25 protein-coding genes are annotated in these 26,614 nt (G+C 62.0%); 13 read left to right on the top strand and 12 right to left on the bottom strand.

Going from position 1 to position 26,614, the window contains the following annotated elements; translation table 11 throughout:
* Positions 1-25: 25 nt before the first annotated feature.
* From AC4P1R_RS19690 to AC4P1R_RS19720, 7 genes are read right to left on the bottom strand one after another with little or no spacing between them, the layout of a single operon-like run.
* Entirely contained in the window at positions 26-1,030 is a 1,005-nt protein-coding gene (locus tag AC4P1R_RS19690) for an FAD:protein FMN transferase (RefSeq protein ID WP_492178510.1), read from the bottom strand.
* Positions 1,023-1,583 carry a nitrous oxide reductase accessory protein NosL gene (locus AC4P1R_RS19695; protein WP_069456977.1) on the bottom strand — a complete coding sequence of 187 codons (561 nt, stop codon included), beginning with the start codon at positions 1,581-1,583 and terminating at the stop codon, positions 1,023-1,025. The genes AC4P1R_RS19690 and AC4P1R_RS19695 overlap by 8 nt, the downstream gene beginning before the upstream one ends.
* Positions 1,580-2,407 carry an ABC transporter permease gene (locus AC4P1R_RS19700; RefSeq protein WP_069456978.1) on the bottom strand — a complete coding sequence of 276 codons (828 nt, stop codon included), beginning with the start codon at positions 2,405-2,407 and terminating at the stop codon, positions 1,580-1,582. The genes AC4P1R_RS19695 and AC4P1R_RS19700 overlap by 4 nt, the downstream gene beginning before the upstream one ends.
* Positions 2,404-3,318: an ABC transporter ATP-binding protein gene (locus AC4P1R_RS19705; protein WP_069456979.1), complete on the bottom strand. Its 915-nt coding sequence runs from the start codon at positions 3,316-3,318 to the stop codon at positions 2,404-2,406. The genes AC4P1R_RS19700 and AC4P1R_RS19705 overlap by 4 nt, the downstream gene beginning before the upstream one ends.
* The gene (locus tag AC4P1R_RS19710) at positions 3,315-4,679 is read right to left on the bottom strand and encodes a nitrous oxide reductase family maturation protein NosD (protein ID WP_492178511.1); all 1,365 of its coding nucleotides are present in this window, start codon (positions 4,677-4,679) and stop codon (positions 3,315-3,317) included. The genes AC4P1R_RS19705 and AC4P1R_RS19710 overlap by 4 nt, the downstream gene beginning before the upstream one ends.
* Positions 4,679-6,598 carry a TAT-dependent nitrous-oxide reductase gene (gene nosZ, locus AC4P1R_RS19715; RefSeq protein WP_069456980.1) on the bottom strand — a complete coding sequence of 640 codons (1,920 nt, stop codon included), beginning with the start codon at positions 6,596-6,598 and terminating at the stop codon, positions 4,679-4,681. Before nosZ ends, AC4P1R_RS19710 begins: the two co-directional genes overlap by 1 nt.
* Positions 6,599-6,622: 24 nt before the next feature.
* Entirely contained in the window at positions 6,623-8,866 is a 2,244-nt protein-coding gene (locus AC4P1R_RS19720) for a 4Fe-4S binding protein (protein ID WP_492178512.1), read from the bottom strand.
* Between the two features lie 194 nt (positions 8,867-9,060).
* Here AC4P1R_RS19720 and AC4P1R_RS19725 point away from each other — a divergent pair, with 194 nt between their 5' ends.
* The 8 genes from AC4P1R_RS19725 (at position 9,061) to cax (ending at position 15,771) form a co-directional block, all read left to right on the top strand.
* On the top strand, positions 9,061-9,891 hold the full coding sequence (locus tag AC4P1R_RS19725; RefSeq protein WP_069456982.1) for a ferritin-like domain-containing protein: 831 nt from the start codon (positions 9,061-9,063) through the stop codon (positions 9,889-9,891).
* A 332-nt stretch (positions 9,892-10,223) separates the two neighbouring features.
* On the top strand, positions 10,224-11,069 hold the full coding sequence (locus AC4P1R_RS19730; RefSeq protein ID WP_492178513.1) for an adenylate/guanylate cyclase domain-containing protein: 846 nt from the start codon (positions 10,224-10,226) through the stop codon (positions 11,067-11,069).
* Positions 11,014-11,511, top strand: coding sequence for a hypothetical protein (locus AC4P1R_RS19735; RefSeq protein WP_492178514.1), 498 nt, complete (start codon positions 11,014-11,016; stop codon positions 11,509-11,511). The genes AC4P1R_RS19730 and AC4P1R_RS19735 overlap by 56 nt, the downstream gene beginning before the upstream one ends.
* Positions 11,508-11,996: an IS66-like element accessory protein TnpA gene (gene tnpA / locus AC4P1R_RS19740; RefSeq protein ID WP_207543998.1), complete on the top strand. Its 489-nt coding sequence runs from the start codon at positions 11,508-11,510 to the stop codon at positions 11,994-11,996. The genes AC4P1R_RS19735 and tnpA overlap by 4 nt, the downstream gene beginning before the upstream one ends.
* On the top strand, positions 11,993-12,349 hold the full coding sequence (gene tnpB, locus AC4P1R_RS19745; RefSeq protein ID WP_069456438.1) for an IS66 family insertion sequence element accessory protein TnpB: 357 nt from the start codon (positions 11,993-11,995) through the stop codon (positions 12,347-12,349). Before tnpA ends, tnpB begins: the two co-directional genes overlap by 4 nt.
* Before the next feature lie 71 nt (positions 12,350-12,420).
* The gene (gene tnpC / locus AC4P1R_RS19750; protein WP_492176919.1) at positions 12,421-13,953 is read left to right on the top strand and encodes an IS66 family transposase; all 1,533 of its coding nucleotides are present in this window, start codon (positions 12,421-12,423) and stop codon (positions 13,951-13,953) included.
* A 47-nt stretch (positions 13,954-14,000) separates the two neighbouring features.
* The gene (locus AC4P1R_RS19755) at positions 14,001-14,324 is read left to right on the top strand and encodes a hypothetical protein (protein ID WP_492178516.1); all 324 of its coding nucleotides are present in this window, start codon (positions 14,001-14,003) and stop codon (positions 14,322-14,324) included.
* Positions 14,325-14,625: 301 nt separating this feature from the next.
* On the top strand, positions 14,626-15,771 hold the full coding sequence (gene cax, locus AC4P1R_RS19760; protein WP_069456436.1) for a calcium/proton exchanger: 1,146 nt from the start codon (positions 14,626-14,628) through the stop codon (positions 15,769-15,771).
* A gap of 106 nt (positions 15,772-15,877) precedes the next feature.
* Here the strand turns inward: cax and AC4P1R_RS19765 are convergent, their stop codons facing one another.
* The 3 genes from AC4P1R_RS19765 to AC4P1R_RS19775 form a co-directional block, all read right to left on the bottom strand.
* Positions 15,878-17,326: a CYTH and CHAD domain-containing protein gene (locus tag AC4P1R_RS19765; protein ID WP_069456435.1), complete on the bottom strand. Its 1,449-nt coding sequence runs from the start codon at positions 17,324-17,326 to the stop codon at positions 15,878-15,880.
* A gap of 47 nt (positions 17,327-17,373) precedes the next feature.
* Positions 17,374-18,018 carry a helix-turn-helix domain-containing protein gene (locus AC4P1R_RS19770; RefSeq protein WP_245314427.1) on the bottom strand — a complete coding sequence of 215 codons (645 nt, stop codon included), beginning with the start codon at positions 18,016-18,018 and terminating at the stop codon, positions 17,374-17,376.
* Between the two features lie 61 nt (positions 18,019-18,079).
* Complete coding sequence (locus AC4P1R_RS19775) at positions 18,080-18,340, bottom strand: hypothetical protein (RefSeq protein WP_069456434.1); 261 nt, start codon at positions 18,338-18,340, stop codon at positions 18,080-18,082.
* 138 nt (positions 18,341-18,478) lie between these two features.
* Here AC4P1R_RS19775 and AC4P1R_RS19780 point away from each other — a divergent pair, with 138 nt between their 5' ends.
* A complete protein-coding gene (locus AC4P1R_RS19780) occupies positions 18,479-20,227 on the top strand; it encodes a hypothetical protein (RefSeq protein WP_492178519.1) in 1,749 nt (582 codons plus the stop codon).
* An 85-nt stretch (positions 20,228-20,312) separates the two neighbouring features.
* Here the strand turns inward: AC4P1R_RS19780 and AC4P1R_RS19785 are convergent, their stop codons facing one another.
* A complete protein-coding gene (locus AC4P1R_RS19785) occupies positions 20,313-21,461 on the bottom strand; it encodes an AI-2E family transporter (RefSeq protein ID WP_151613714.1) in 1,149 nt (382 codons plus the stop codon).
* A 212-nt stretch (positions 21,462-21,673) separates the two neighbouring features.
* Between AC4P1R_RS19785 and AC4P1R_RS19790 the strand changes: the two genes are divergently transcribed.
* The 4 genes from AC4P1R_RS19790 to ppk2 all read left to right on the top strand — a co-directional run bounded on the left by AC4P1R_RS19790 (position 21,674) and on the right by ppk2 (position 26,019).
* The gene (locus AC4P1R_RS19790) at positions 21,674-22,159 is read left to right on the top strand and encodes a hypothetical protein (RefSeq protein WP_492178520.1); all 486 of its coding nucleotides are present in this window, start codon (positions 21,674-21,676) and stop codon (positions 22,157-22,159) included.
* A gap of 3 nt (positions 22,160-22,162) precedes the next feature.
* Positions 22,163-23,392, top strand: coding sequence for an HlyD family secretion protein (locus AC4P1R_RS19795; RefSeq protein WP_151613716.1), 1,230 nt, complete (start codon positions 22,163-22,165; stop codon positions 23,390-23,392).
* A gap of 16 nt (positions 23,393-23,408) precedes the next feature.
* Positions 23,409-25,103 (top strand): SulP family inorganic anion transporter, encoded by a 1,695-nt coding sequence (locus AC4P1R_RS19800; protein ID WP_151613717.1) that lies wholly within the window; start codon positions 23,409-23,411, stop codon positions 25,101-25,103.
* 67 nt (positions 25,104-25,170) lie between these two features.
* Complete coding sequence (gene ppk2, locus AC4P1R_RS19805; protein ID WP_151613718.1) at positions 25,171-26,019, top strand: polyphosphate kinase 2; 849 nt, start codon at positions 25,171-25,173, stop codon at positions 26,017-26,019.
* Between the two features lie 106 nt (positions 26,020-26,125).
* Here the strand turns inward: ppk2 and AC4P1R_RS19810 are convergent, their stop codons facing one another.
* On the bottom strand, positions 26,126-26,593 hold the full coding sequence (locus AC4P1R_RS19810; protein ID WP_151613719.1) for a histidine kinase: 468 nt from the start codon (positions 26,591-26,593) through the stop codon (positions 26,126-26,128).
* Between the last annotated feature and the right edge of the window lie 21 nt (positions 26,594-26,614).

A 26,614-nucleotide genomic window follows, 5' to 3' on the forward strand; every position in this document is an offset into this window, starting at 1 on the left:
GGGCGTTCGTTCTGCGGCCCCCAGTCTAGATAGGCTGACCGAAACGCACATGAGCACCTGCCGTGGAGATCAGGTCAACCGCAAGCTCCGGGCGTTTCGCGCAGGCGCGCCGGACAGCCGGCGTGCTCATCAGGCTGAAAGCCGTCGAGAAGGCGTCGGCAACCGTCGCGGTGGGGGCAACGACGCTCACTCTGCGGTGCATTCTCGGCGTTCCCCCGCTCAGCGGGTCGATAATATGCCCGAATCGACCGCTGGCGCCGAAATGGAAGCCTTCCTGGCTCGAGGTCGCGACCGCCCTGTTGACGAGGCTCAGAATGCTGTCGGGCCTGCCCATGTCTTCTCTCGTCGCAAGCCCGACTCGCCACGGCAGTCCGCTGCGTTGCGCCCCGATCGCGCGCGTCTCGCCCATGCTGACGAGACTGTTTTCAACGCCTGCGTCCTTGAGCAGTCTTACGACGCAGTCGGTGATGTACCCTTGGGCTATCCCATTGAGCGTCAAAGCCATTCCCGATCGGGCGAAGACGATGCGGTCGCGGTTGGACTTGATCTCGTCCAAACCGACGAGGGATAATGCCCGCTGTCTCTCCTCCGTGGAGGGCCCTGCGGGATCGGCGTAGCTGGCGGAAAAGTGCTTGGCATAGAGCATCCACAGAGGCTGGATAGTGGGATCGAAGGCGCCTTCCGTCGTCTCCCACACATCTCGGCTCACAGCGAGCAGGCTCACCAGATCCGCCGGCGGAGCAGCGATGGCTCCAGTGCGGTTCAGCTCGGAGAGGGCGGAATCCTGCCGGTAAAGACTGAACACCCTCTCGAGGCGCGACACCTCGGCAACGATCCGGTCCACCAGCCCTGCGGCTTCGGACCGGTCCTCGACGTTCAGGATCAATGTGGCTGGGGCGCCCAGCGCTTGACCAGTCCAGGTGACCGTGGCGGCGGCCGCTGCCCTGGCTCCTCCAAGACCCAGCAGCGGGAGCCCGGCGGCGGCAGCCAGGATGCAGATGGCCCTGCGGCGGGAAACGTGGTCAGCCATGAGTATCTCCTTCCGCATCGGGTTCACCTTGCAGGTCCGCCCCTTGCGGTTCGGCGCCGGTGCCCAGTACGTACTCCTTCGGCACATCGGCAAATTCGACCACGTCGCCACCATTCGCAGCGGCAAACTCACGCGCTGCGCCCTCGTCGGAAAACGGGACTGCTTCCTCCGCCCCCATGCCCCCTCTGACCTTGCTGCCGATGACGTAGAACGCCTTTTGTGCATCGATCCAATTCTCCGCCCCCGGCTCCTCCCAGCTTGGCGCTGCCCCCATGTCCGACACGTAGATGGCCGCGATATCCTTCGGCTCCTCCGGCAGCATGGTGAAGGCGATTGTGTCGCGCGCCGAAGAGAACCAGATAGGTTCCGGGATGTCCTCGAGGATCACCTGACCCTTCGGCCCCGGATGTTCGAGGACATTCATGCCGCAATAGTGCCCCATTGCGTCGGCTGTAAGCGAATAGGGAGCGGGCATTGTCGCCACCTCCTCCTTTTCGCAGCCTGCAAGGAGAAGAGACGCGGCCAGTGTTGCCGTGATGGCTGCCAACCTCATAATTCCCTCCTAGAGAAAACCAGTGTGGCCAATCCGAGCGGCGCAAGCGTCCAGAACCCGAGAACAGCAAGCAGAACGGGCGACGACAGGCCGGTATGGGCGGCGACGCCTCCCATGGCCGAAAGAGCGCCGGCCCCGCCTGAGCCAAGATTGAGCAGGCGATAGACGTCCGTGGGATTGGCAAGCAGGAGCACGTTGAGCAGCCCCGTCGGGATCGCCCGTCCCTGGGCGGCGACAAGCGCCCCGAGCAGCGCCATGTCGTAAATCAGTACGAAGAACAGCCATATCCCGATGGCGATGCCGCCGGCGGTCGCGCGCTCGTTTGCGACCGCACTTATCAGATGGCCGATCGCCGCAAACACTGCGCCGAGCAGCACCGAGGTTGCGATCATAGTTCCAAAGGCCTTCCAGCTTTCCGGGCCGATATTGCTTCCCGTCGCCGCCAGCGCCGCAGCCGCCACGCCGTAGCCGAGCAGAGTCGCGAAGGCGAGTATCGCCAGATGGCCCAGGAACTTGCCAAACACGACTTCGCGACGTCCGATCGGATAGCTGAGGAGAAGCAGCATCGTGCCTCGCTCCATCTCGCCGACGATCGCGTCGTGCGACAGGAGGAGCGCGATCAGCGGCACGAGGAAGATGGTGAGGCTTGAAAGGCTGACGATGACTACGTCGAGCTTGTTGACGCCCACACTTCCGGTCGGCGCGCTGCCCAGGAAAGACAATGTCAGGGCAAGCGCTGCCAGCAGCAAGGTGGTTGCCAGGACCCACCTGTTGCGCATGCCTTCCTGTATCTCTTTCCCGGCGATGGTGAGAATGTTCCTCATTTCGTCACCTGACCACCGAGAAAATGTGCATAGAGGTCGTCCAGCGTCGGTTCCGTGATCGTTAGACCGGAGAGCATCGCCGCGTCCGCGGTGATGTCATGCAGCAGCCGGACCTTGCGGTCGGAAGAGACCTCCGCCTCAAGTACCCCCTCCGGGCCGCGGCACCATTTCATGCCGCCATTGAGCCAGGCCGGCGAGGCCGCGGTCTGTGCGAGCTTTACCCTGATGCGCGTCGGCAGTCGGGCCACTCGCCGCAACGCCTCGAGCGAGCCGTCGGCGATCTTCACGCCCTTGTCGACGATGATCACACGATCGGCCCGGCCTTCCAGTTCTGTGAGGGCATGCGACGAGAGCAGTACCGTAGTGCCCCTTGCCTGCAGCTCTGAGATCAGATCGTAGAAGCTCCGGCGCAGAGCGGGGTCGAGACCGCTGGTGGGTTCGTCCAGCAGCAGGACCCGCGGCTTGCCAAGCAGAGCCTGCGCGAGTCCCAGTCGCTGCCGCATGCCCTTGGAATAGGTCCGGACTGGCCGGTCGACGGCATCCTGGGCGAGCCCCACGCAGTCGAAAAGGTCACCTGTCGGGGCGCCGCCGACCCGCTTGAGCCGCGCATAGAAGCGCAATGTCTCGCGCCCCGTTAGGGCCATGTTGAAGGAGACGCTTTCCGGCAGGTAGCCGAGACTTTGCCTGACGGCGAAGTCGCCGGTCGCAGGGTCTTCGCCCAGCACCCGCACTCGTCCGTTCGTCGGCCGGATCAACCCAAGCATCAGCTTGATGAGCGTGGTTTTGCCGGCACCATTGTGACCGACGAGTGCGACTGTTTCAGCCTCGCCGAGCACGAAGGAGACGTCTCGGACCACGGTGGAGTTTCCATACTGTTTGCTGACGCTCGCCATCTTGACGGTCTCGCTCATTGCAAGACTCCCTCGCGCGCCGTCGGAACCATCAGCGGGTGGCTGTCGACGACACCGCCGGGCAGCAGTGCCGGAAACTGCGCCTGGGCCCAGCGGATGACCTGGACCGCGGGGCTGGTCGTCAGCAGCTTTGCCTGAGGGGAAGTCCACAACACCTTGTCGATGAGGTCGTTCGGTCTATAGGGGTTGTCGCCGATACCGTCGCCGTCCAGGTCGAAGGCTGGATTGTCGCTCCAGTAGTTGCCCTGTCCCTCCGACGACCAATCGAGGTGGCGCGTTCCCACATACTTGACCTGATTCCGGTTTTTGATGAAGGAGTTGTGGCTGATCAGGTTGCCCTCCGAACCTGCCGTGAAGTGGATGCCGATCGCGCAGCCCTCGAACGTGTTGTTCCGGAAACGGTTCTTGTTGGCGTTGTAGATGAAGACGCATTTTTCCGGCCCGAGGCGGCGGTCACCTGAGATTTGGTTCTCTTCGTCGATCTTCGGAACGCCATGTCCGGAGGGTCGCGACTTCAGCCAACGCTCGGCCGGCTGGAGGCGGCCGACCACGATGTTGCCGGTGATTCGGGAGTTGTTCGCGTAGTTCAACAGAAGTCCGTGGTCGCGATCCCCGTCCGAGCGATTGCCCACTATCTCGAGGCGGTTGGAGTACATGATCGCATAGCCGACAGCGTTGCCTGTCGAGACGTTGTCGCTGATCTCGCTGTCGTTCGTGTACATGTAATGTACTGCGAACCGCAAGTCACGAAAGCGGTTGCCGCTGAAGACGTTCCGCTTGCTCGCCTTGGTAAAAATACCGTCCCGCCCGTAGCTGACGTCATTGTCAAGAACCCGCGCGCCTGGCGCGTTCCAGACCGATATGCCGTCTCCCGCCTCGCTGGTCCTGCCCTCGCGCAAGCCGATGATCCGGTTGCCTCGCGCCTGGGAATCTTCTGCCCCGTGCAGATAGATGCCGACGAGATTGCCGATGATCGCATTTTTCTCCAGCGTCGCGCCGGTCGCCGTCTGTGCCACGAAGATGCCGGAGTCCATTCCGTAGAGGTCCTTGCCCGACCCTCGAACCTCCAACCCGCGGACGATCGACCGCGGCGCCGTCACGGTTATTACACTGCCTTTGCCGTTGCCCATGACGACAGCCCCGGGTTCGCCTTCGAGCGTCAAAGTCTTGTCGATAGTGACCGGTCCCTGGTGTTCGCCTGCTTCTAGCACGATGACGTCCCCGGGCGCTGCGCCGTCGAGCAATGGCTGCAGCGGTGACCCGTCGGCAGACTTCCGGATCGTCGCCGCCGATGCGGGAGAAACGAGGATGACGACGGCAAGCGCCGCCATCCCGAGAGTCGGTATGTTTGGACGAGCCATCAGGCGCCCTGTGCCTCCACCAGCATGCGGCCTTTCATCTCCATGTGCATCGCATGGCAGAACCAGGTGCAGTAGTACCAGTAGACCCCCGGCTTGCTGGCCTTGAAGGTGACGGAAGCAGTCGCCTGCGGCCCAATCTCCATGTTGATGCCGTAGTTGACGATGCAGAACCCATGCGTAAGGTCCTCGACTTCGTCGATATTCGTCACGTAGACGGTGACGTCGTCGCCCTGCTTGACGGTGAAGTCCTCCAGCCCGAAGGCCGGCGCGGCGGACGTCATGTAGACTCGGACCTTGTTGCCGTCACGGATCACCTCCGAATCGACCAGCAGATCGATATTGTCGGCCTTCGCCTGGGCGACTGCATCGGCGAAGAACGGATCGTCCCTGTTCCAGACGTGCACGGGATTGATCTTTGAGGCATGAACGATCGTCGCGTCATGGGGTTCGGCAAAGGTCGGGTTGTCGTGCACAAGCACCATCTCGTCGCCCGAAATGTCGATCAGCTGATCGTTCTCCGGCTTGAGAGGGCCGACGTTCAGATACCGGTCCTTTGAGAACTTGTTCAGTGAAATCAGCCACTTGCCGTCGGCTTCCTTGGTCTGCCCCATGGAGGTGTGGTTGTGGCCGGGCTGATAGTGGACATCGAGCTTGTGGCGTATGGGATCGACCTTTTCCCCGGCATAGGCCCGCTTGGCGTCCTCGATGTTCCATTTGCAAACCTGGCTGTCGATAAACAGCGTCGTGTAGGCGTTGCCTTTGCCGTCGTAGGCGGTGTGCAAGGGGCCCAGACCGAGTTCCGGCTCGGCGACAACGGTATCGCGGGGCTGGATCTTGTCGTCGAACAGGTCATCGAACTTGCGCACGTCGAACACGGTCACGGTCGGCGAGAGCTTGCCATTCGCAACGACGTGGATACCGTCAGGCGCTGTGTTGATGCCGTGCGGACTGTTCGGCACGGGCACGTAGCGCGTGTAAGGCGAACCCTTGCGGCCGTCGAGCACCGGCACGCCGCCGATCTCCTTGTAGTCTCCCTTTGCAACCGCCTCCTCGATCCGCTTCAGGTTGAAAATGACGATCCAATCCTGCTCGCTTGCCATCATGTCCGCCAGGGTAAAGCCCTCCTCAGAATTGTAGCAGGTGGCGAAGCAGTACTTGCCCTGGTAGTCGGCGTCGACGTTGTCGAGGTTACCGTCGACCATCACCTGCCAAGCGACCTTCATGGTCTCGCCATCCACGGCGGTGAATATCGCCTGGTAGGAGTCCTTGTCGCCCATGGTCTTGCCGTCATTCGGGATCGGCACGGCGTCCTCGCCATTGCAGAAGACGTATCCGGTCTTTGGATATTTCTGGACCCGAAGGCCGTGAACAGTGTGCTGGTTCGGAAGCTGGATGATCTTGTCGCACTTCATGACGTCGAGCCGAATGCGGCAGACGCGGGAGTTGGACTTGTCGTTGGCATAGAGATAGCGCCCGTCATAGGTGCCGTCCGTAAACGACGGGTGCGGATGGTGGAGGTCGCCGTTCATATAGAGACCGCCCTGGTCCTTCAAGAACTCGACCGTTTCCGGCAGCAGGCCTTCGGTCAAGATCTTGCGGCTTTCGTTGGTTTGGCCCCAGCCGGTGGCGCTGCACCGGTTGAAGACGGGAATCCGCATCATTTCGCGCATCGATGGCGCACCGACGACGCGGACTTCGCCGGACTGCCCCGACGAGAAGAAGACGTAGTATTCGTCGAGTTCGCCGGGTTTTACCTCGTAGCTTCCGCCAGACGCCTCCTGCGCCTTGGCAGGCGTCGCCGCGCCGCCCGAGAGCGTTAGAGCGCCACCGGCGCCCACTGCGCCGGCAGCCGCTACGAATGCGGTCGTGCCGAGCATCTGTCGTCTGTTCAGACGCATCTTGGTTTCTTCGCTTGACATGGTGCCTCTCCTTGGATGTTGGCGTCAGACGGGATTTTCCGGGGCCTTCTCAGCTTTTCTGATCGGGGCGCCCTTATGGGTCACGACGGTCTTTGTCGGCACTTCCCCCCGCGAGACCGGGGTCGAAAGCGCCATGAACTTCTCGCGTTTCAACCGCACCTGGATCATGTGCGGACAGCGCTGGTCGTCGTGGTAAAGCTCCTGGCAGTGCATGCAGTAGATGCATTCGTTGACGTTGATGCCGCCCTCCGGGTGAATGGACTGGACCGGGCATTCTTTCGCGCACCTCTGACAGGGCGAGCCGCATTCCGGCCATCGCTTCAGCCACTCGAACATGCGGATTCGTCCCGGTATGGCGAGAGCGGCCCCGAGCGGGCAGAGATAGCGGCAATAGAACCGTTCGATGAACAGGCCGGCGGCAAGCACGGCGAGAGCGAAGACGACGAAGGGCCAATCACGGACGAACTTGAGGATGATCGCGGTCTTGAAAGGCTCAACCTCCGCGAACACTTCGGCAAGTGCGAGGGAGTAGAGCGACAAACCAAAGAGGCCGAGGAAGATCACGTACTTGATCGGCCAGAGCCGTTCATGCAGGCCCCAGGGCAACCGGACTTGAGGCACCTTCAGCCACTGTGCGACATTGTTCGTCAGTTCCTGCAGGGCACCGAACGGACACAGCCAGCCGCAGAATGGGCCGCGCCCCCAGAACAGCAGCGCGGCCGCCACGCTTCCCCACAGGATGAAGACCAGCGGAGCGGACAGGAAGAACTCCCATTGAAAGCCGGTAACGAGAGAGTTGACGAATGTCAGGACGTTGACCACGGAGAGCTGGGCGTTGGCGTACCAGCCGAGCCAGACGAGCGTGAAGAGTAGATAGCCGCGCCGCACCCAGGCAAAGAGCACCGGCCGCTTTACCAGCCAGTCCTGGAAGAAGAAGAAGATCACGGTCAGGACAAGCACGGCCGCGATGGTGATCGCCACCGAGACGCGGTTCATGTCCCACATCTTCATCCAGAGGGGCTGCCCCTCCGCCAACGGCTCGGCGGGTGCTGCCTGTTGCGCGACGCTCGGCTCGACCGCCGGCGCCGGCGCGGCCTCGATGGTCACGTAGGCATCAGGCAGTGTGTAGCCCAGATTGTAGGGCAGCACCGCCTTTTCGCGCCCACCGGCGCTACGCTGGACCAGCAGTTGGAGTTCCCACGGCGCGATCACATCGAAGCCGAACTCGGCCGGAACCACGAACAACGCGATTTCGCGAAGACGCGGCGCGCCGGCGGCCGCAAGCGTCGGCAGCCTCGTGTGGAAGCGGTCGCGGAACCGCAATCCCTGACCATCCTGAAGCAGTTCGATGCGATCGAAAATACCGCCGCGGACATAGCCGGATCCCTTGAAGGAATAGGCCCCGTCTCCCGCCACGACGATCGCCTCTTCTCCGGGCTTCATCTTGGCGCGCATCTGCTCATAGCGAGTATCGCCGAGGAGCGATCTTCCGATGCCCGGCACGCTGACTGGAGCGATATACAGGTCGATAAAGCGATCACCAGGATTATGGGTCTCAGGCCGCTCGGCCGCGCGCTCCTGGCCGGCCTGCCGGAAGGCCTCTGTGACCTCGCCGACGGTAAGCCGAAGACTTTTCACCGAGCCGTCGCCGATCAGCGTCTGCCAGTCGCTTGTCTCTGTCTTGCTAGGGTTGATCTTGCGGATTTCCGAAGTAGTTCCAGCCGCAGCGGCGACATCCGCGCCGAGCCTGTGGCTTCGAATGAGCTTGAGAGCGGAACGGACGATGCTGTCCCCCATCACGAGGACGGTCACCGTGGCGCCGCTGACGATGTCGACCTGGGGCGGCCGCTCGGCGCCTGAGGAAACCCGCCCGAGGTCCTTGCCGATGAGCGCATTGACAGCGGCCACCACCTTGGCTTCCGGGATGCCGATGAGAACGATCGGCTCCTTGTGCTCGACCAGCTTCAGCCCCCGCACTACTCCCTTTAGATCAATGCCGACCACGATCCTGATAGGCTTGCCGGAATAGCCGACCGAGCTTGTGATGTCGGAATTGAGGTAGGCATAGCCCAATAGCTCCTCGCCGCGGAAAACGGGGGCGAGCGGTGGATCTCCGCTCAAGTCCCCGAAACGGGTCGCGCCCGGAAAAATCTCCTCTGGCTGCACCTTTTGAAGGTAGATGGGCAATTCGCCCGCAGCCACGGTCTGAACTGCGAGAAGCAGCGCGATGCAGAAAGCGGCGAGTCCGAGGGAATTTGGCAAACGCATTTTCATCGACCACTGTCTGAACGCCGACACTTGAGGGGAGTTCTGCCGCTGCATAGCGGCGGTTTCGCACGATTTCGAAGGGGCTTCTTTGCGCCAAATCAACTTGACCAAATTCAACTAGGGCCAATCTGTATCAGGTCCGAGGACCAACCCACGAATGCACAACTTAGACGTGCTACACCGGGAGAAGAGGAATGCCGGGAAAAGGGACCGAACCATGGGCATTGGCGTCAATGGGGGAGTTGCTGTCGCTCGCGCGAGCGATGGAGCAGGAGGCGATCGACGGCTACGTCGCCCTGGCCGCGCGCATGCGAACAGAAAACCGCCCCGACCTCGCCGCGGTGTTCGAGCGTCTGATCGCGGAGGAAAAAGGACATCTGGGGAAGGTGGACCAATGGCTCGGAGACAGGAAGCCGGAGCCCGTCAGCCTCGCCGAGCCGCTTTTCGACGATGAGGGGGCAGGCGTTGTTTCTCCCGAGCTGCTGACGTCGTACCGCGCTTTCTCGATGGCCGTGCGCAACGAGGAACGGGCTTTTGTGTTTTGGTCCTATGCGGCGGCGCACGCGCCTTCCGAGGAAATCAGACAGGCCGCTGAGCGAATGGCAAGGGAGGAACTCGGCCATGTGGCGACGCTGCGCCGCGAGCGACGGAGGGCATTTCATGAAATGCGCCGCGGCGATCCCGATTCCATGAAGGGCGACTTGCCGGCATTCGAACAGCGGCTCTCGGAACTATTGTCGCGCGTTCCGGCGTCGGCATTTGATGAGCGTGCGGAGCGGGTGCGCGGCTTTGCGAAAGAGGCGCTGGGGCGGGCAAGCGCTTTATCTGACGTGCCAGCCGGCGAAACGCCTCTCTTGCAGCACGTCCCCAACAGCGTGACCGAACGCCTTGTTCCGCTTTGCGAATTCCTGCTCGATTGTTACCTGGACCTTGCGGAACGCGAAGCCACGGATTCGGCCAGGGCCCGGATGCAGACGTTCGCCAGCGATGTCATTCGCTGCCTCTATGCAGCACGGGAGCTGTAGGAGTCGAGCAGGTCAAGGCAGCGAAGTATCCCAAAAAGGCCCAGGAACGGGTCGAGGCCGCACTCGGCAAGCTTTGACCCTGGCAGAAGGCCCTGACCGTATAGGTCGGGGCCACTCTTCGTGACCGGCGGCACTGAATGACAATGTCCAGGCATGCCGGCTTTTTCGCACCTATCTGGCTTCAAGTGGAATATAGCGGACGAGCGCCAACGATCGAATTTTGTTCACCGTCCCTCTTGGCAGCGCGCACTGGACTTTGACGGTGCACTCCCGCAGAATCAGATCAGTCTTTCACCCCAGCAATCGATTTGCTCCGAATGGTTGGAGCATCCATGGAACGCAAGCTCACCGCCATTCTTGCCGCTGACGTTGTCGGATTCAGCCGCCTCGTCGGGACGGATGAGGCCGGGACATTGGCCGATCTCCGGGCTCACCGAGACAATCTTATTGATCCGAAGATCGCCGAGCATGGCGGGCACATTGTCAAAACGATCGGCGACGGCCTTCTGGTCGTATTTTCAAGCGTGGTTGCAGCGGTGGAATGCGCAGCTGCGATACAACGCGGCATGGTTGAGCGCAATCGCGACGTTCCCGGGCACGGCACGATTGAATTCCGCATCGGCGTCAATCTGGGAGAGGTTGTGGTCGAGGGCACAGACATTTTTGGCGATGGCGTAAACATAGCATCGCGGCTGGAAAGCATCGCCGAGCCCGGGATGATCTGTGTTTCCGGCGCTGTTTTCAGCGAGGTGAAAAACCGCGTCAAACTGCGATTCGAGGACCTCGGAGCGCAAACACTGAAGAATATCGTCGACCCGGTCCACATCTATCGGATCGTGCCAACGGCTGGTGGACCAGCGCCTCGGCATATCCCCCGGGCGACCGAGGACATGCCGATTCCGAAGAGACCTTCCGTTGCCGTTTTGCCGTTCGCCGATTTCACCGGCAAGCCGGATCACGACTATCTGGCAGACGGGCTCCGGCTCAACATCCAGGCGGCGCTGATTCATGCTTCCGGCCTGTTCCTGATTGGCGCTGCAACTTGCAATAGATATCGCAATGCTGATGTGACGGCCGAGCAGGCAGGACGAAATCACGGCCGAGGTTCTGAAGGCGCTCGACGTGAAGCTCGCGAGCGGCGAGAAATGGCTGCTCCACAGCACGATAAGCAATCTTGAAGCGCTCGATCCCTTCTATCGCGGGCTCAGCCTTTTCTACGCCGGGTCGAGAGAAGCTAACGCCGCGGCGCGGGAGATGTTCGAAACGGTCTTCCGCCTCCAGCCCGATTCGCCGGTGGGACCTGCGTATCTGTGCTTCACTTTCTGGGTGGACGCGTTCAGGGGATGGGCGGCGTCAAAGGAGCAATCGCTCGCTCAAGCGGCGCTGTGGGCAGATAAAGCCATCAAGCTGCGGGGGTCCAACGGCCTTGCGCATATTGTCTTGGCATCCGTCCATCTCTTGAATCGTCGTCACGAGGAAGCGCTTGCGACATGCTACAAGGCTGTCGAACTGCGCCCGAACTGCCCGACTGCGAACAGCTATCTGGCAAACATACTCTGCTACTGCGGCCGTGCTTCAGGTAAGCGGTGTTTTGACCGCACCTTCCGGATCAGTGCGTGATTGACGATGTTGAGCCCGAACGAGGGCTTGGACATATGTCGATTTCACAGCTTACACTTACATCCAGCGATGAAGAGCCGGCGCGCCGTTTCGAGGTTTTCACGGGCAGCGGTCGTCGGCGGGAGTGGAGTGACGAGCGCAAGGCGCAGATCGTCGCGGAGAGTTATGAGCCGGGCGTGACGGTCTGCTCCGTGGCGCGGCGTCATGGATTGACCCCGCAGCAATTGTTCACCTGGCGTCGGCTCGCCCGCAAGCCGCTGGAAGCTGTACCTGATGTCGAGGGTGTTCCGATGTTTGCGCCGGCGGTCCTGGATGTGCCGACGAAGGCGGTGGCGAAGGAGCCTGAACCGGCCCGTGCATCGAGAAAGAAGTCGAGCAGCGGCGCAATCGAATTGGAGATCGGCGGGGCGCTCGTCAGGATCGCATCCGGCGCGGACGCGGCCACGATTGCCGCCGTCATTCAAGCGGTGAAGGCACAGTCGTGATCGGGCCGTCGGGAGCGGTAAAGGTCATGGTCGCCACCCGGCCTGTCGATTTCCGCAAAGGTGCGGAGGGCCTGGCGGCGCTGGTAAAGGCCGAGATGGGTGCTGATCCCTTCTCCGGCACGATCTACGTGTTCCGGGCCAAACGCGCAGACCGGATCAAGCTGGTTTTCTGGGATGGCAGCGGGGTGTGCCTAGTGTCCAAACGTCTCGAGGATGGCGAGTTCCACTGGCCCAAGATGCAGGACGGTGCGATGCGCCTGACGGCCGCGCAGTTCTCGGCATTGTTCGAGGGACTGGATTGGAAGCGCGTCCATGCGCCCTTCGAGACGCGCATCCCGGAGAAGGCTGGTTAGCCGCTGCGACCAATTGAATCAGGCTCACCCACGCCCTCGTTTTGGTCGCCGGATTATGCTGTTGTCGCTCCATGACGATGACGGCCGACGAGCTTCCCGACGACCTGAACGCGCTCAAAGCCATGGTGCTTTCGCGCGAGGCGGAGAATGCCCGGCTGCGGCAGATCATCAAGGAATTGCAGCGCCACCGATTTGGCCGCAGAGCCGAGACGCTTCCAGAGGATCAGCTTCTCCTTGGGCTCGAGGAAGCCGAACAGGTCGAGGCGGACGGTCTGGAGGAGAAGGAACATGCAGCGAGCGATCTGCACCGGGAGCGGGTCGCCAAGCGGCGGATAAACCGCGGCTCACTTCCTGCCCATCTGCCGCGCATCGATGTGGTCATCGACATCGAGAGCCATGACTGCCCCTGCTGCGGCAACGGCCTGCACCGGATCGGCGAGGACGTCAGCGAGAAGCTCGACATCGTGCCGGCCCAGTTCCGCGTTCTGGTGACGCGCCGTCCCAAATATGCCTGCCGCGCCTGTGAGGAAGTCGTCGTCCAGGCTCCGGCTCCCACACGGCTGATCGAAGGCGGCATTCCGACCGAGGCGACCGTCGCCCAGGTACTGGTCTCCAAATATGCCGATCACTTGCCGCTCTACAGGCAGGCGCAAATCTACAAGCGACAGGGGATCGATCTCGACCGTTCGACACTCGCCGACTGGGTCGGTCGAGCCGCCTGGCACCTGCGCCCGGTTCACCAAAGGCTGCTCGAGCATTTGAAGGCCTCGTCCAAACTCTTCGCCGACGAGACGACCGCTCCGGTACTCGATCCGGGTCGGGGAAAGACGAAGACCGGGCAGCTTTGGGCCTATGCTCGCGACGACAGGCCATGGCAGGGAGTCGACCCGCCTGGTGTTGTCTATGTCTATGCGCCCGATCGCAAGAGCGAACGTCCGATGGCGCATCTTGATGGCTTCGTCGGCGTCCTGCAGGTGGACGGATACGTTGGCTATCGAGCGCTCGCCGCCGGCAACAGCGTGTCCCTGGCATTCTGCTGGAGCCATGTGCGTCGGCGCTTCTATGAACTGGCCGCCGCCGGTCCTGCACCCATTGCCAGCGAAGCGCTCAGGCGTATCGCCGAGCTCTACAAAATCGAGGACAATATCCGCGGTCTCACCCACGAGGACCGTCGCGCCGTCCGGCAGGACAAGAGCCGTCCGATCATCGCCAGTCTCGCGCCTTGGCTGACCCAGCAACTCTCCCTCATCAGCCAGAAGACCAAGCTCGCCGAAGCCATCCGCTACACGATCTCACGCTGGGACGGGCTGACCCGTTTCATCGATGACGGCCGTATCGAGATCGATTCCAACACCGTCGAGCGTTCCATCCGGCCGATTGCCCTTAATCGGAAGAATGCCTTGTTCGCCGGCTCCGACGCTGGGGCCGAACACTGGGCGACCATCGCCTCGCTCATCGAAACGGCCAAGCTCAATGACGTTGAGCCACTTGCCTATCTGACCGACGTCATCACCAAGATCGTCAATGGCCACCCGAACAGCCAGCTCGACGACCTACTGCCTTGGGCCTACGCCGATAAGCCAGAACCCAAGCCCGTGGCCTGAGAACACCGCTTACTGCTTCAGAAGCGATCGCAAAGGTCCAGGAGGCGATGCGCATCACCCCCGTCTTTCCACCATGGTATATGACATTGCTCGCAGCGGCTTACCGAGACACCGGTGAAATCGCAAAATCGATCTCCGCAGCCGGACATAGCCTTAAGCTGAACCCCGGCGACTGCGACGCTCTCTTGGTTCTGTGCAGTGACTACAGTCTGCTGGGGCAGCATCAGCAGGCCGGAAAATTGGCTCAGGAGATCGTTGCCATCGAGCCTAAGTTTTCACTTGGCAGGTATGCCGAGAGCCAGCCTTACAAAGACGAGGAAGCCCTGGCCCGTTTGATCGAGAGCCTACGGGCGGCAGGACTGCCGCAATAGTCGGCAAGTGGTTGTTCAGGCCACCACAGCGCATGACCGGGTCGGGCCAGGGGTCGGATCCTGGCTTGTCTGACGCGTCCTTGAACGAGGGAATTGCGAGGCGTCGAAGGACCAGCCCGGAGGCATGTTGGCCGGAATTTTGGGGGAAGAATTTCGCCATGGCGCCTCCTTGTGATCGCGGCAGGGGACGCCCATCAAGACTCTCGATCAGTTTCTATGGACCGCAAAGATTCAGCCTTTGATCCCAATCAACGACGCAAGAAAGTGTTGAGCGTAAGCTTACGCCACTGAGGACGATTCGATGCGCAATCTCGAGGAAACGAGCACCGGTGCGTTGCCGCGTTCCGCTGTTGGAACGATCCTCACAGAGGCTCGGCGAACGCCTCTTTTCGTGCTCATTGTCTTCGTGCCCGTCGTTATTCTCCTGGAGCAGATATCGCCCGAGGCGCACACTTGGCTTTTCCTCCTGTCGATTGTGGCGATCGTCCCCCTCGCGGCGATGCTCAGCCGCGCGACCGAGTCGGTGGCTGCGAAGACCGGCGATGCCGTCGGAGGTTTGCTTAACGCCACACTTGGCAATCTCACCGAGCTCGTAATTTCACTCGCGGCCCTGCAGGCCGGGCAATACCTGCTGGTCAAGGCGTCGATCGCAGGCGCCATCGTCACCAACACCCTCTTCATGTTGGGCGGCGCCTTCCTCGTCGGTGGGCTGAAACACCACCTGCAGGAGTTCAACAGGGTGAACGCGCGTTTTCAGGCGAGCCTGTTGTTCCTGGCGACGATCGCAATCCTGGTTCCTTCACTCGTCAGCGAAGCGGATCAGACGCCGACCGGCGCCTTCTCGCAGCAGCTGAGCCTGGGGCTGGCTGTGCTTCTTATCGCCGTCTATGCACTGGGAATGTTGTTTTCCCTGAGGACGCACCGAGAGCTCTTTGCCAGTGTGGCGCACGGCGAGGACGCCGAGACATCGTGGCCGCTCTCGGTGGGCGTCGCCGTGCTGATTGTCGTCACGCTGCTCGTCGCGATGGTCAGCGAGATATTCGTCGGCTCGGTGCAAGTCGCCGCGCAACATCTCGGGATGACGCCCGCCTTCGTCGGCTTCATCGTCGTCGCCTTGGTCGGAGGAGCAGCCGAGATGACCAGCGCCTTCTCGGCGGCACGCGCAAATCGCCTCGACCTGAGCGTCGGCATCGCATTGGGCAGCGCGGCGCAAATCGCTCTCTTCGTCGCGCCTGTGCTGGTGCTGCTCAGCTATTTCATTGGTCCGGAACCGATGTCCCTTCAGTTCTGGCCGGGCGCGGTCGCGATGATGCTGATTGCGACAATGGCGGCAACGCTTTTGTCCAATGGCGGGCATGCAGCCTGGTATGCGGGTGTCATGGCGCTGGCGGTCTATGCCATCTTCGGGTTCACGCTGTTTATCCTGCCGCCCGGAGCGGGGCAATAGGCCATATCCCGACCGCGAAAGAAGGCGCGTGACGCCTGTTCCGCGGTGTCCGCAACCCCGTTTGCCGCTCGGCGCACCATTTTTTGACCGAATGCGGCCCGCTCCATCAGCGACTTCGCCAGAAGCGCTTGATGTCGACCAAGCCGTCGTGTGCTTCAGCCGCCCGGCGCAAAAGCTCCGCCTTGTCGTAGGCTCGGAACAGATCCTGCGTGCCAGCCACTCCCAGTAGGCCGAGCGACGATAACATGCCGGGCGCAACCGCGAGGTCGTTGAGGTCGCCGAGTTGGTCCTGAAGGCCTGCCATTGCCGCGATGAAGCGGCGATGACGTTTCGTTTCGATCTTGCTCCGGAAAAGCGGCTCGAAGAACTCGGCCGCGTATCGCAGCTTCTTTGCCGCAATACGCAACCTGTGACGCGCCGCGTCATCCGCATCGATGAGACGGCGACCACGTGCCACTTTCTTCCAGAGCCGGTCGAGCGCCGTCGAGGCGAAATCTCGGGCGGATCGACCGTGCATCGGCATGGCTGATGCATCGGCCATCGAGCCGGAAATGAACTCGTCAATGTCGATCATGAGGGAGCGGACGCGCGCGGACGAAAGAGTGGCTTCCAGTGTCCGATAGGCGTCGCCGCGCATCGCTTTCAGGCGCCCTGCAAGCTCTTCATCCCTCGCGCGGCCGATCAGGACGTCGATATTGCGCGCCTGCCCTGTCTCCGCGGCGAGCCAGGACAATTCTTCGCGCAGATGATCGAAGCGGCTGTCCTGAAACAGGGACGTGCAGATGGAGAACAGCGAGCGCAGCCGTCTGAGCGCGACGCGGGCCTGATGCAGGACTTCCGCGTCACGGGACCAGGACAGTGCCATTTCGTTGAGCCGAAACTGCCTGAGGCACACGGCGGCGCTGCGGGCGAATGCAGTGGCCGCGCTCATTTCGGACGTGAGTGGCGCCGGACTAGCCTTGACGGCGCCCTGCGCGGCCGCAAGTAGCCGGTAACCTCGCTCCGCCTTGCTCAGCACGCCTAGACGGGCGGGGGTGATCAGGTCGACCTTGCGCGCGAGATCAAAGAGCGCCGCCGGCTGGCCGGCTTTTCTTTCCAGCTCGATTTCGCAAAGCGGCGCCTCGCGATCGGCAGCCACGACCTTGCCGACGTCGAGGCAAACCTCGATCTGCGCCTCACCGGCCGTCACGTTCCAACGGTGCCGCGTAACATGCACCTCGAACAGGGGCGCCAGTTCCGGCCCGGCTCCCGCCAGCAAGGCGACAATCTGCGGATCGTCGATAACCGGCGCATCGGCGGTGACCGGCCGCTCCCATTCCTCACGCACGAACGAACCGGCCGCAGCGCCGTCGCCTGCTTTGACGGTCTGGATCCGCTCGTTTCCCGATTGGCGGATGCGCAATGACAGCCCCCGCTTCGTCAGGTCCCACGCATTCGTATCGAAGTAGACCGATTTCTGCTGAAGAATGGTGGGCGGCGATACGAAGGGATTGGTCTTCAGGAGCGACCTCGCCCCCGATTGGGAAAGCTCGAGCTTCAGTTCCGCCTCTTGCATCGGTTTCTCCGCAAGGCACCGTGTCGCGGCGGATTTCGATCAACCGACTACAGACACAGGTTCTGCAAGGCCCTGTAATTGACGATTTCCACGCCACGAGTGCCCTGCAACCGGATGATGCTGCCGTTCTTCAGTTTGGTGAGCGCGCGGGAAACGGTTTCTATCGTGAGCCCGAGATAATCGGCAATGTCGATGCGGGGCATGAACAGATCGAACCTGCAGGTGCCACCAGCGCGGTTTGACATTTCGAGAAGAAATGCAGCCACACGCTCGAGCGCGCTCTGGCGGCCAATCACCAATTGGTGCTCCTGCGCCGATGAGAAGTTTTCGAGAACGACCGGCAGCAATCCCTGCCAGATATATCTCGTCTCCCGAAGGCTGATACTCTTTATGCCGGTGGTCCCAATCGCTTCGGCCGAAGAGCGGCGAAAGTCCTCATTCTGCAGACCGAACCAGTTTCCACCGAGATGGAAATCCAGAATTTGCCGCCGGCCGCTGGCAAGCACTCGATAGACGCGCACGGCGCCGAACTCCACCCGGTAGACTTGGCCGGCCCGCTCTCCGTCGGAGTAGATGCTCTGTCCGTCAACGAAGTTACTGACTGGCTTTGACTCGACGACGCCGAGTGCGGCCGACGTCACGAGCATAGGCTTCATCTGCCCTTGTGAAAATTCGAATGCAGGCATGTTCATGGCTTCACTCCAATCGCAGCGCCTCCGGCTCTCCTCCACCGTCGATCGAGAGGTATCGTGGCTACCCGAGTGCCTGCTCGATCTCCGCGGCAAGGCTCTCAATAAGGCCTCTGAACTCGTCGCGGCGCTCCTCGCGAATATGCGGCGGGAGTTGATCGGCACAGGCGAGGGCGTACTCGGCGGCAGCGAGATCCTCGCACATGCCCCTGAAACTCTCGTCCCGCATCAGTCGCTCTTTGATCTGTAACGATAGTTCCGGAAACCGGCGCAATGCCGCCGACAGGCCGTCTCCCTCTTCTGCCCTCTCGGATCCTATGCGCATCCCATCCTCCCCACGGGTCGAGAATGAAGATATTTCTAATGTATAGATTGCAACGGGCACGCAGCGGGACGTAAAATACGGAAGCTTACAGTAGCGCGTAAACTGCATGCGACTCCTGAGGCCATTGGGGGCGCCGACATGACAATCACGAAGCGTCTCGGCCCAGATGCAGAGATGCTGCAAACCGCTGCGGAGATACGTGCTCAACTCGACCGCATCCGGTCGAGCGCGGAATTCGACGCGCCGGAACGCGCCCGGAAGTTCCTGGCATATGTCATCGAAGAGACGATCGCCGGCCGTGCCGACCGCATCAAGGCTTATTCCATCGCAACCGAAGTCTTCGGCAGGGATGCATCCTTCGATGCGCAGCTGGATCCTGTCGTGCGCATCGAGGCGGGTCGCGTTCGTCGCGCCCTCGAGCGCTACTATCTGCTTGCAGGGGGAGACGACCAGCTGGTGATAACCATACCCAAGGGCGGTTACGTTCCGGCATTCGCACCGCGTGCCCAGGCGGCGGCGACGGGGGTGCGCGCATCATCGCCAAGCCACACCGCGCGCCGCCTGTTCACACAGGGCCGGCATGTGTGGACGTGGCTCGGTGCAGCCGCGCTGACGTTGGTTGCCGGCCTGGTATTCTCGGTGCTCGAGCCCGGGAAAATGGTGGGAACCGGTGATCAGAACGCCGACGAAGACCAGCCAAGTGTTCCAAGGCTTCTTGTGATGCCTTTCGAGGACCTGTCCGGAACGCCGCAATCGAAAATGATAACGCGGGGGTTTGCCGATGAAGTCATCGGCAAGGTCGCGAAGTTCCGGGAGATCGTCGTACTGACGGATGCAACCTCTGCCCAACCAGGCGGCGGGCGCGACATCTCACCGCTTTACGCCCTTCAGGGGAGCGTGCGGCTCGAGGGTGGCCGGTTCCGTCTCGGAGTGCGCGTCATTCGCAGCGACGACGGCTCCGTCCTATGGGCAAATACCTATGATGAGGATTTGGATCCTCTCTCGATCCTTGATCTGCAGGCAAACGCCGCCGCCGCCGTTGCTACCGCCATTGCTCAGCCATACGGGATAATCTTTCAAGCGGACGCCCCGCAGGTTTCGAGTAAGGTTCCCAACGACTGGAATGCCTATGCCTGCACCTTGGCCTATTATGGATACCGCGCCGACCTCAATCCTCAAGCCCATTCCACTGTCAAAGATTGTCTCGAGAATACGACGGAGCAATTTCCAAAATACGCAACCGCCTGGGCGCTCCTGGCCCTCACCTACATTGACCAGCTTCGCTTTCGATATGGTCCCGAACGGTCGTCGCCCCCTGCGCTTGACCTGGCGATGAATGCGGCGAGGCGGGCGGTGGAGCTTGACCCGCAGAATGTTCGCGGCCTCCAGGCCGAGATGCTTGTCCGGTACTTCCGGGGTGAGGTGGATATGGCGCTGGCCGTCGGAAAACGCGCCCTTTCGATCAATCCCAACGACACGGAATTGTCTGCCGAATACGGGTTCCGTCTTGCTCTTTCCGGTCAATGGAATCCCGGCTGCAAATCGATATCCGACGCCATTGCGCAAAACCCCGGGCTCCTCGGATATTTCGAAGCGGCACTGGCGGTCTGCTCCTATATGAAAGGCGACTATCTCAGCGCTGAGCGATGGTCCCGTTCGGCCGACCTGTCCGGCAATCCGGTATTTCACCTGATATTACTTGCGACACTCGGGAAGCTCGGCAAGCCCAAAGAGGCGAGCCGGGAACTGCACTGGTTGGAGAACAACGCGCCGGAGTTCCTCAGCGATGTCCTGCGCGAAGTCGAAATGCGCATGCAGCGCTCCGAGGACCAATCTCACTTCATTGAAGGGCTGCGCCAGGCAGGCGTCTCTGTTCCCGAAAATTAGACTAATAGGGATACGGGACCTTTGCGCCGACAAGACAGCCCGGGAAACGCGAGCTTCCGCGTCTGAAACGCACGCAGAAGAGACGTTACATCGGCTCCTGAGTGCCAGCAGGATCGAGCTGAGGACGGGTTTCCGGCACTCTCGCATCGGCTCGCATCCACACCATCAACAACTCATAGAAGACACTAAGAACGATGGGCCCCAGAAACAGGCCGATCAGACCATAGGAAAGCGTGCCACCGAGCACACCGATCAGTATGACGAGCGTCGGCGTCGACAGGCCGCGCGCGACGAGCACAGGCTTCATGACGTTGTCGATTACGACGAGCGGCACCAGGAGAATGGTGAACAGCGTGGCGGCACCGGCTTCCATTTCGGTCCACGCCCAGATCACCACCGGCAACACCACGAGCAGAGGCCCGATCTGGATGATGCACAGGATGAGGACGAGGAAGGCGATGACACCGGGGAAAGGAGCATCGAAGGCGCGGAGAACCAACGCGCATAATAGCGCCTGCAACACAGCAACGCCGATAACACCCCGGGCCACATTGCGGATCGTGGCCGTGGCGAGCCGCACAAATCCGACGCCTCTATCGCTGGCCATCCGGCGGGCGAAGCCTTGCAGGATCTCCGCCAGTCGCGCCCCCGGCCCGAAGAGGAAGCCGGCTACGATCACCGAAACGACGAAGCTCAACAGGTCGACGCCGATGCTGGCGACCTTGGTCAGGGCCCTGCTCGTCACCTGGAGCAGCGATGGCTCCAGCCTTTTCAGCGTGTCCTCGAGGTTACTGGCGGCCAGACTCCAGGCGGCATAGACGCGCTCGCCGACAAACGGCCAGTCCCGAACACTTTCTGCAGGCGCCGGTACCAGCACCGAACCTGCGTTCAGCTTGTTGAAAAGGGCCTGCGCGCCGTCGGCGAAGCTGAAGACGACGGCCGCCAATGGGCCGGCGATGATCGCAAGGCACGCCAGCGTGAGGACTATTGCTGCCAAACGCGGCCGATTGCCGAGTGCCGCGCTCAGCGCCTGATACGCGGGATAGAGGGCGACGGCGAGGATGACGGCCCAAATGACGATGATCGCGAAGGGAGCGACCAGTGTCAGGGACCAGTATGCAAAAAGTGCGACAATCCCCAGGCGTGCCGCATCTGTGATCCTGGCCTCGATGGAGGAACGGTCGATCTTGGCGAGTTCGATGGAGGCATTCTTGAGCAGACTGTCGTCATCCATTCTCGCGAACTCCGCGGCGCCGATCGTTCGCCAGCGCCACTATTCTCGACGATGCCGGTTGAAAGGGACCGATTGCGTTTCAGGCACTGTACGGCCGGCTACCGGCGATCCCCAGTAAAATACCGTAGCATACAACTCCGGGAGATTTCTTCTGATAACCTACGGGGAGCGAGCCGCAGGTATGTCTGGCCGCTCTTTGAAGGTAGGCGGAGATGGCAGAATCCTTGCATCCGGCCGCAATTGCCCACGTGCCGGCGTTCATCACGGCCCCGGGGGAGACGGACGTTCTGATGAACGTCATGATCGTCTTCGTGCTGCTCCTCGTCCTGCTCGTCGGCGTTCTCTATCTGCGCCTGCACGCCCTGCCGGAGCATATGGCGCACGGCGCCAGCAAGGTTCAGCTGCAGCTGGTGGCGGTGCTGTCGCTGATCGCGCTCTTCACCCACAATCATCTCTTCTGGATCGCGGCCCTGCTGCTGGCGCTGATCGAGTTCCCGGACTTTTCCACGCCGGTGAGTTCGATGGCCGACTCGCTGCGCAAGATTGCCGATCGGGAGGAGCGGCCGCTCCCCGAAGCGGCGCCGGAGGATATCCACGTCGTCGCGGCAAAGCCGCACCCGGTCGAGACCGAGCCGCCATGGGCAGCAGTCGCGCCGGAGGTCCCGGCCGGCGAGAACCGGTCGGAGCGGAGGGGCTGAGCCATGCTCGAATTCATGATCTGCTCGCTGCTGACGATCTTTCCGGACTTCCTCTTCCGCCGCTACGTCCAGGGCAAGCGGATCGGCCGGGAGATCAATCTCTATTCCATGTGGTTCGAGCTCCGCTGGGGCATCACCGCCTGCGTCATCCTCACGCTGTCGCTGATCACCCTGATCTTCTACTTCCACCCCTCGACGAAGACGGTCACGGCCGCCTTCCGCACCGTCACCATCCTGCCCGAGGCAACCGGGCGGGTGGCCGAGGTGTTCGTCGGCATGAACGACAAGGTCGCGGCGGGCGATCCGCTGTTCCGGCTGGACGACACCGAACAGCGGGCCGCGCTCGAGACCGCCCGCCGCCGCGTCGCCGAGATCGACGCCGAAACGGCGGTGGCCGAGACCGAACTGGCGGCCGCCGACGGGCTGATCGCCCAGGCCGAGGGCGCCTATCGGCAGGCGGTGGACGAGCTCGAGACGCAGGTCGAACTCAACCGCCTCAATCCGAACGTGGTGGCCAGGCGCGAGATCGAGCGGCGCCAGGTGGCGGCCGACGGCCGCAAGGGTGCGCGCGACGCCGCCGTCTCCAACAAGCAGACGCTCGAGGCGAAGATCGCCTCGCTGCTGCCGGCGCAGAAGGCGAGCGCCGAAGCGGCGCTCGCCCAGGCCAAGGTCGAGCTCGACAAGACCGTCATCCGCGCCGGCACCGACGGCATGGTCCAGCAGTTTTCGCTCAGGCCCGGCGACATCGTCAACCCGATGATCCGCTCGGCCGGCATCCTCGTGCCGGACGATCGCCGCATCGGGCTGGTCGCCGGCTTCGGCCAGATCGAGGCGCAAGTCATGAAGCCCGGCATGATCGCCGAGGCGACCTGCGTCGGCAAACCCTTCGCCGTCATCCCGATGGTCGTCACCGAGGTCCAGGAGGTGATCGCCACCGGCCAGGTGCGCCCGACGGATCAGCTCGCCGACGCGCAGCAGTTCGCCCGCCCCGGGACCCTGACGACGTTCCTGGAGCCGCTCTACGAGGGGCAATTCACCGGCATTCCGCCCGGCAGCAGCTGCATCGCCAATGCCTATACCAGCAATCATGACGAACTGCATTCGCCCGGCATCAGCACGTCGCGCTGGATGTTCCTGCACATGGTCGATGCCGTGGGCCTGGTGCATGCCATGATCCTCAGGCTGCAGGCGCTGCTCCTGCCGGTGCAGACGCTTGTCCTGACCGGACATTGAACCGGAGGGCCGCCGGATGACTGCGACCATCCCTCGCCTTCCACTTCTCGCCAGTCTCGACGGCTATGATGGGAAGGCTCTGCGCAGCGATGTCTCCGCCGGTCTGGCAATCGCCGCGGTCGGCCTGCCGAGCGCCATCGCCTATCCGGCAATTGCAGGTCTTCCGCCGGAAACCGGAATTTACGCAAGCATCACACCCCTGGTCGCCTATGCGCTTTTTGGTCCCTCGCGGAAACTCATCGTCGGGCCGGATGCGGCAACAATGACCGTGCTTGCCGCTGTTCTGACGACAATTCTCGCCACGCCGGGCGTCACGGCCGACCGGGTCGCGGTGGCAGCACTCCTGGCACTTACAGTGGGGGCGCTGTGTCTTGTCGCACGGCTGGTCCGCCTTGGCGTGCTTGCGACCTTTCTTTCGCGCCCGATCCTGACCGGCTTCTTCGCGGGCATTTCGCTTTCCATCCTGATCGGCCAGATCAAGCGTTTCACCGGAGTCGATATCGACACGGAGGGTCTTGTCGCGCCCGTGCTCGAGCTTGCGCGGGAGGCGGCATCGATCCACTGGCCGTCGCTTGTGCTCGCACTCGGCTGCTTTGTGCTGCTGCAGGTCGCCCGGGCGGTGAACTCCCCTATTCCCGGTCCGGTAATCGTCGTCGTCCTCTCCGTGCTGCTTTCATTCTTGTTCAATTTCGAAGGGCGCGGGATCGCCGTGGTCGGCAACATCCCCGAGGGCCTGCCGTCGATGTCATTGCCACAGATGGGAAGCATGCCCTTGGACACATTGCTCGTCGGCGGTGCCGCGATCTTTCTCGTCAGCTTCGGCGCGGGTATCATAACCACTCGCAGCTTCGGGGCGCTCGGTGGCTATCAGGTCGATCCAAACCGGGAACTCTCCGGCTTCGGTGCCGCGAATATCGCCGCCGGTCTCTTCGGTACATTCCCGGTCACGGCCTCCGATTCGCGCACGGCGGTGAACTTCGCCGTAGGTGGCCGTTCGCAGATCGCCGGTCTGGTCGCGGCGGCGACTCTTATGGCGGTACTCATGTTCCTGGGAGGCGTTCTCCGTATCTTGCCGATCCCGGCGCTTGGCGCGATCCTGGCGGCCACGGCACTCAGCCTGATCGATCTTGGCGCCTTGAAGCAGATCTGGCGCGTCAGCCGTATGGAATTCATCTTTGCATTGATCGCCATGTGGGGACCGATCGGACTTGGCGTCCTCAACGGCGTCGTCATCGCGATCGCCGCGACGCTGATCTACATCCTTCGCAAGAGCATGTACCCGCATGACGCGCTGCTTGGCCGCATTCCCGGCCGCGACGGCTTCTACAAGCTGCATCGCGAACCGCAAGCACGCCCGGTGCCGGGCTTTGGGGCGTGCATGATCCAGGGGAGCCTGCTCTTCTTCAATACCGACTACGTACAGGCGCGCCTGCTCAAGATCGCCGAGGCATTGCCTATGGGAACGCGTTGGCTGGTGATCGATGCAAGCGCGATTCCGCAAATCGACAGCACGGCGACAGCGATGCTCGAAGAGCTTTGCGAGGAGTTGAAAAGGCGCGGCATCGCGCTGGGCCTGGCGGAACTGCACGGTGATGCGCGCGCCATGCTCCATCGAGCAGGCGTCATCGACAGGATCGGTGTCGATATGGTTTTCACGGGCATGGAGGACGCACTCGACGACTTCGAGCAGCGCTCCGTGAACGCGGCTTAGCAAATGTCGACCAAGAGTGCGCGCGGTTTTGGACCTCGAGATCCGGGGCAAGGAGGGAGGAAGAGCCATGGCCAAGAACGGCAAGGACAAGGGTAGAGACAAGGAAAAGAACAAGAATGGCGCCGTTGCGGATTTCGCCGGCGGCGCATCGGGCCGCGACTATGCCAAGGAACTCGCACGATTGCAGGTCGAAATCGCCCACCTGCAGGCGTGGGTGAAGAAGTCGGGAGCGCGCATCGTCGTCATCTTCGAGGGCCGCGATGCGGCGGGAAAAGGTGGCGTGATCAAGCGCATCACCGAGCGGGTCAGCCCGCGCGTTTTCCGCATCGTGGCACTACCGGCGCCAACGGACCGCGAGAAGAGCCAGATCTATATGCAGCGCTACGTCGCACATCTGCCGGCCGGAGGCGAGGTCGTGATATTCGACCGCTCCTGGTACAATCGTCCCGGGGTCGAGCGCGTCATGGGTTACTGCACCGAAGCACAGGCGAAACGGTTCTTGGAGCTCGCACCGCGCTTTGAAGCGGCAATCGTCGAAAGCGGCGTAATTCTGCTCAAATATTTTCTCGATGTCAGCGAGGAGGAACAGGAGCGCCGCTTCCGCCAGCGCATCGGCGACCCGCTGCGGCAGTGGAAGCTCAGCCCGATGGATGTCGAATCCTATCGCCGGTGGTGGGATTACACCCGCGCCTACGACGAAATGATCCGAATGACGGACACCGAATATGCTCCCTGGTGGATCGTCCCATCCGACGACAAGAAGCAAGCGCGCATCAATTGCATTTCGCACCTCTTGAACTCGATTCCGTATGAGCGTGTGAAATTCCAGGAACCCGATCTCGGAAAGCGCCAGAAGCGCCCGGACGACTTCGACGAAGTCAGGCATGTTCGTCGGTTGGTGCCGAATATCTATTGAAAGGATGCAGGCTGCGAGCCGCCTCGCGGGAGGTGCAGCCGATGATCTGGCCGTGAAGCCTTCCGACCGGGCTTTGCGCGTCCAGAAAAGCGCAACGTCGGGGTGATCAGACGTCGTCCGGCGCCCAGTTCAGGAAAAAGCCGACGTCGCCGGGCATGCCGCCAGGGAAATTGATGATCATCGCCTTTAGCTTGTAGCCCTGCGGCTTGCCGAAGGACTGGTAGCGGTCGAAGAACTCCTTCGCCTTTCCCTGGAGGGTATTCGGCCAGTCCCGGTCGCCACTGTTTATTGCCCTGCCGCTATCGGTGCACAGATCGGACGGGAAGCTGTAGACCATCGCCTCGAACTTGCCGTCCTTGACGGCGTTCGTTACGAGACGGCGCACCATGGCTATTTCTTCCTCGGTGACACGTTCCTCGAGGAATTCGGCAGCGAAATCGGCGAGTTTCTGTTGCTGTATCGTCTTGAGCTTTCGCTCTTTCTCCATCTCGTCCATCTCGCGCTGGAGGAGTTGCATGCGAAGCTCTTTTGCACTTGGGGGTGCCTTCGTATTCAGGTCCTTCTGTTCCGCCATCGCTTTGCTCCAGTTCAGATC

The sequence above is a fragment of the Sinorhizobium sp. Y406 genome (assembly GCF_058732025.1).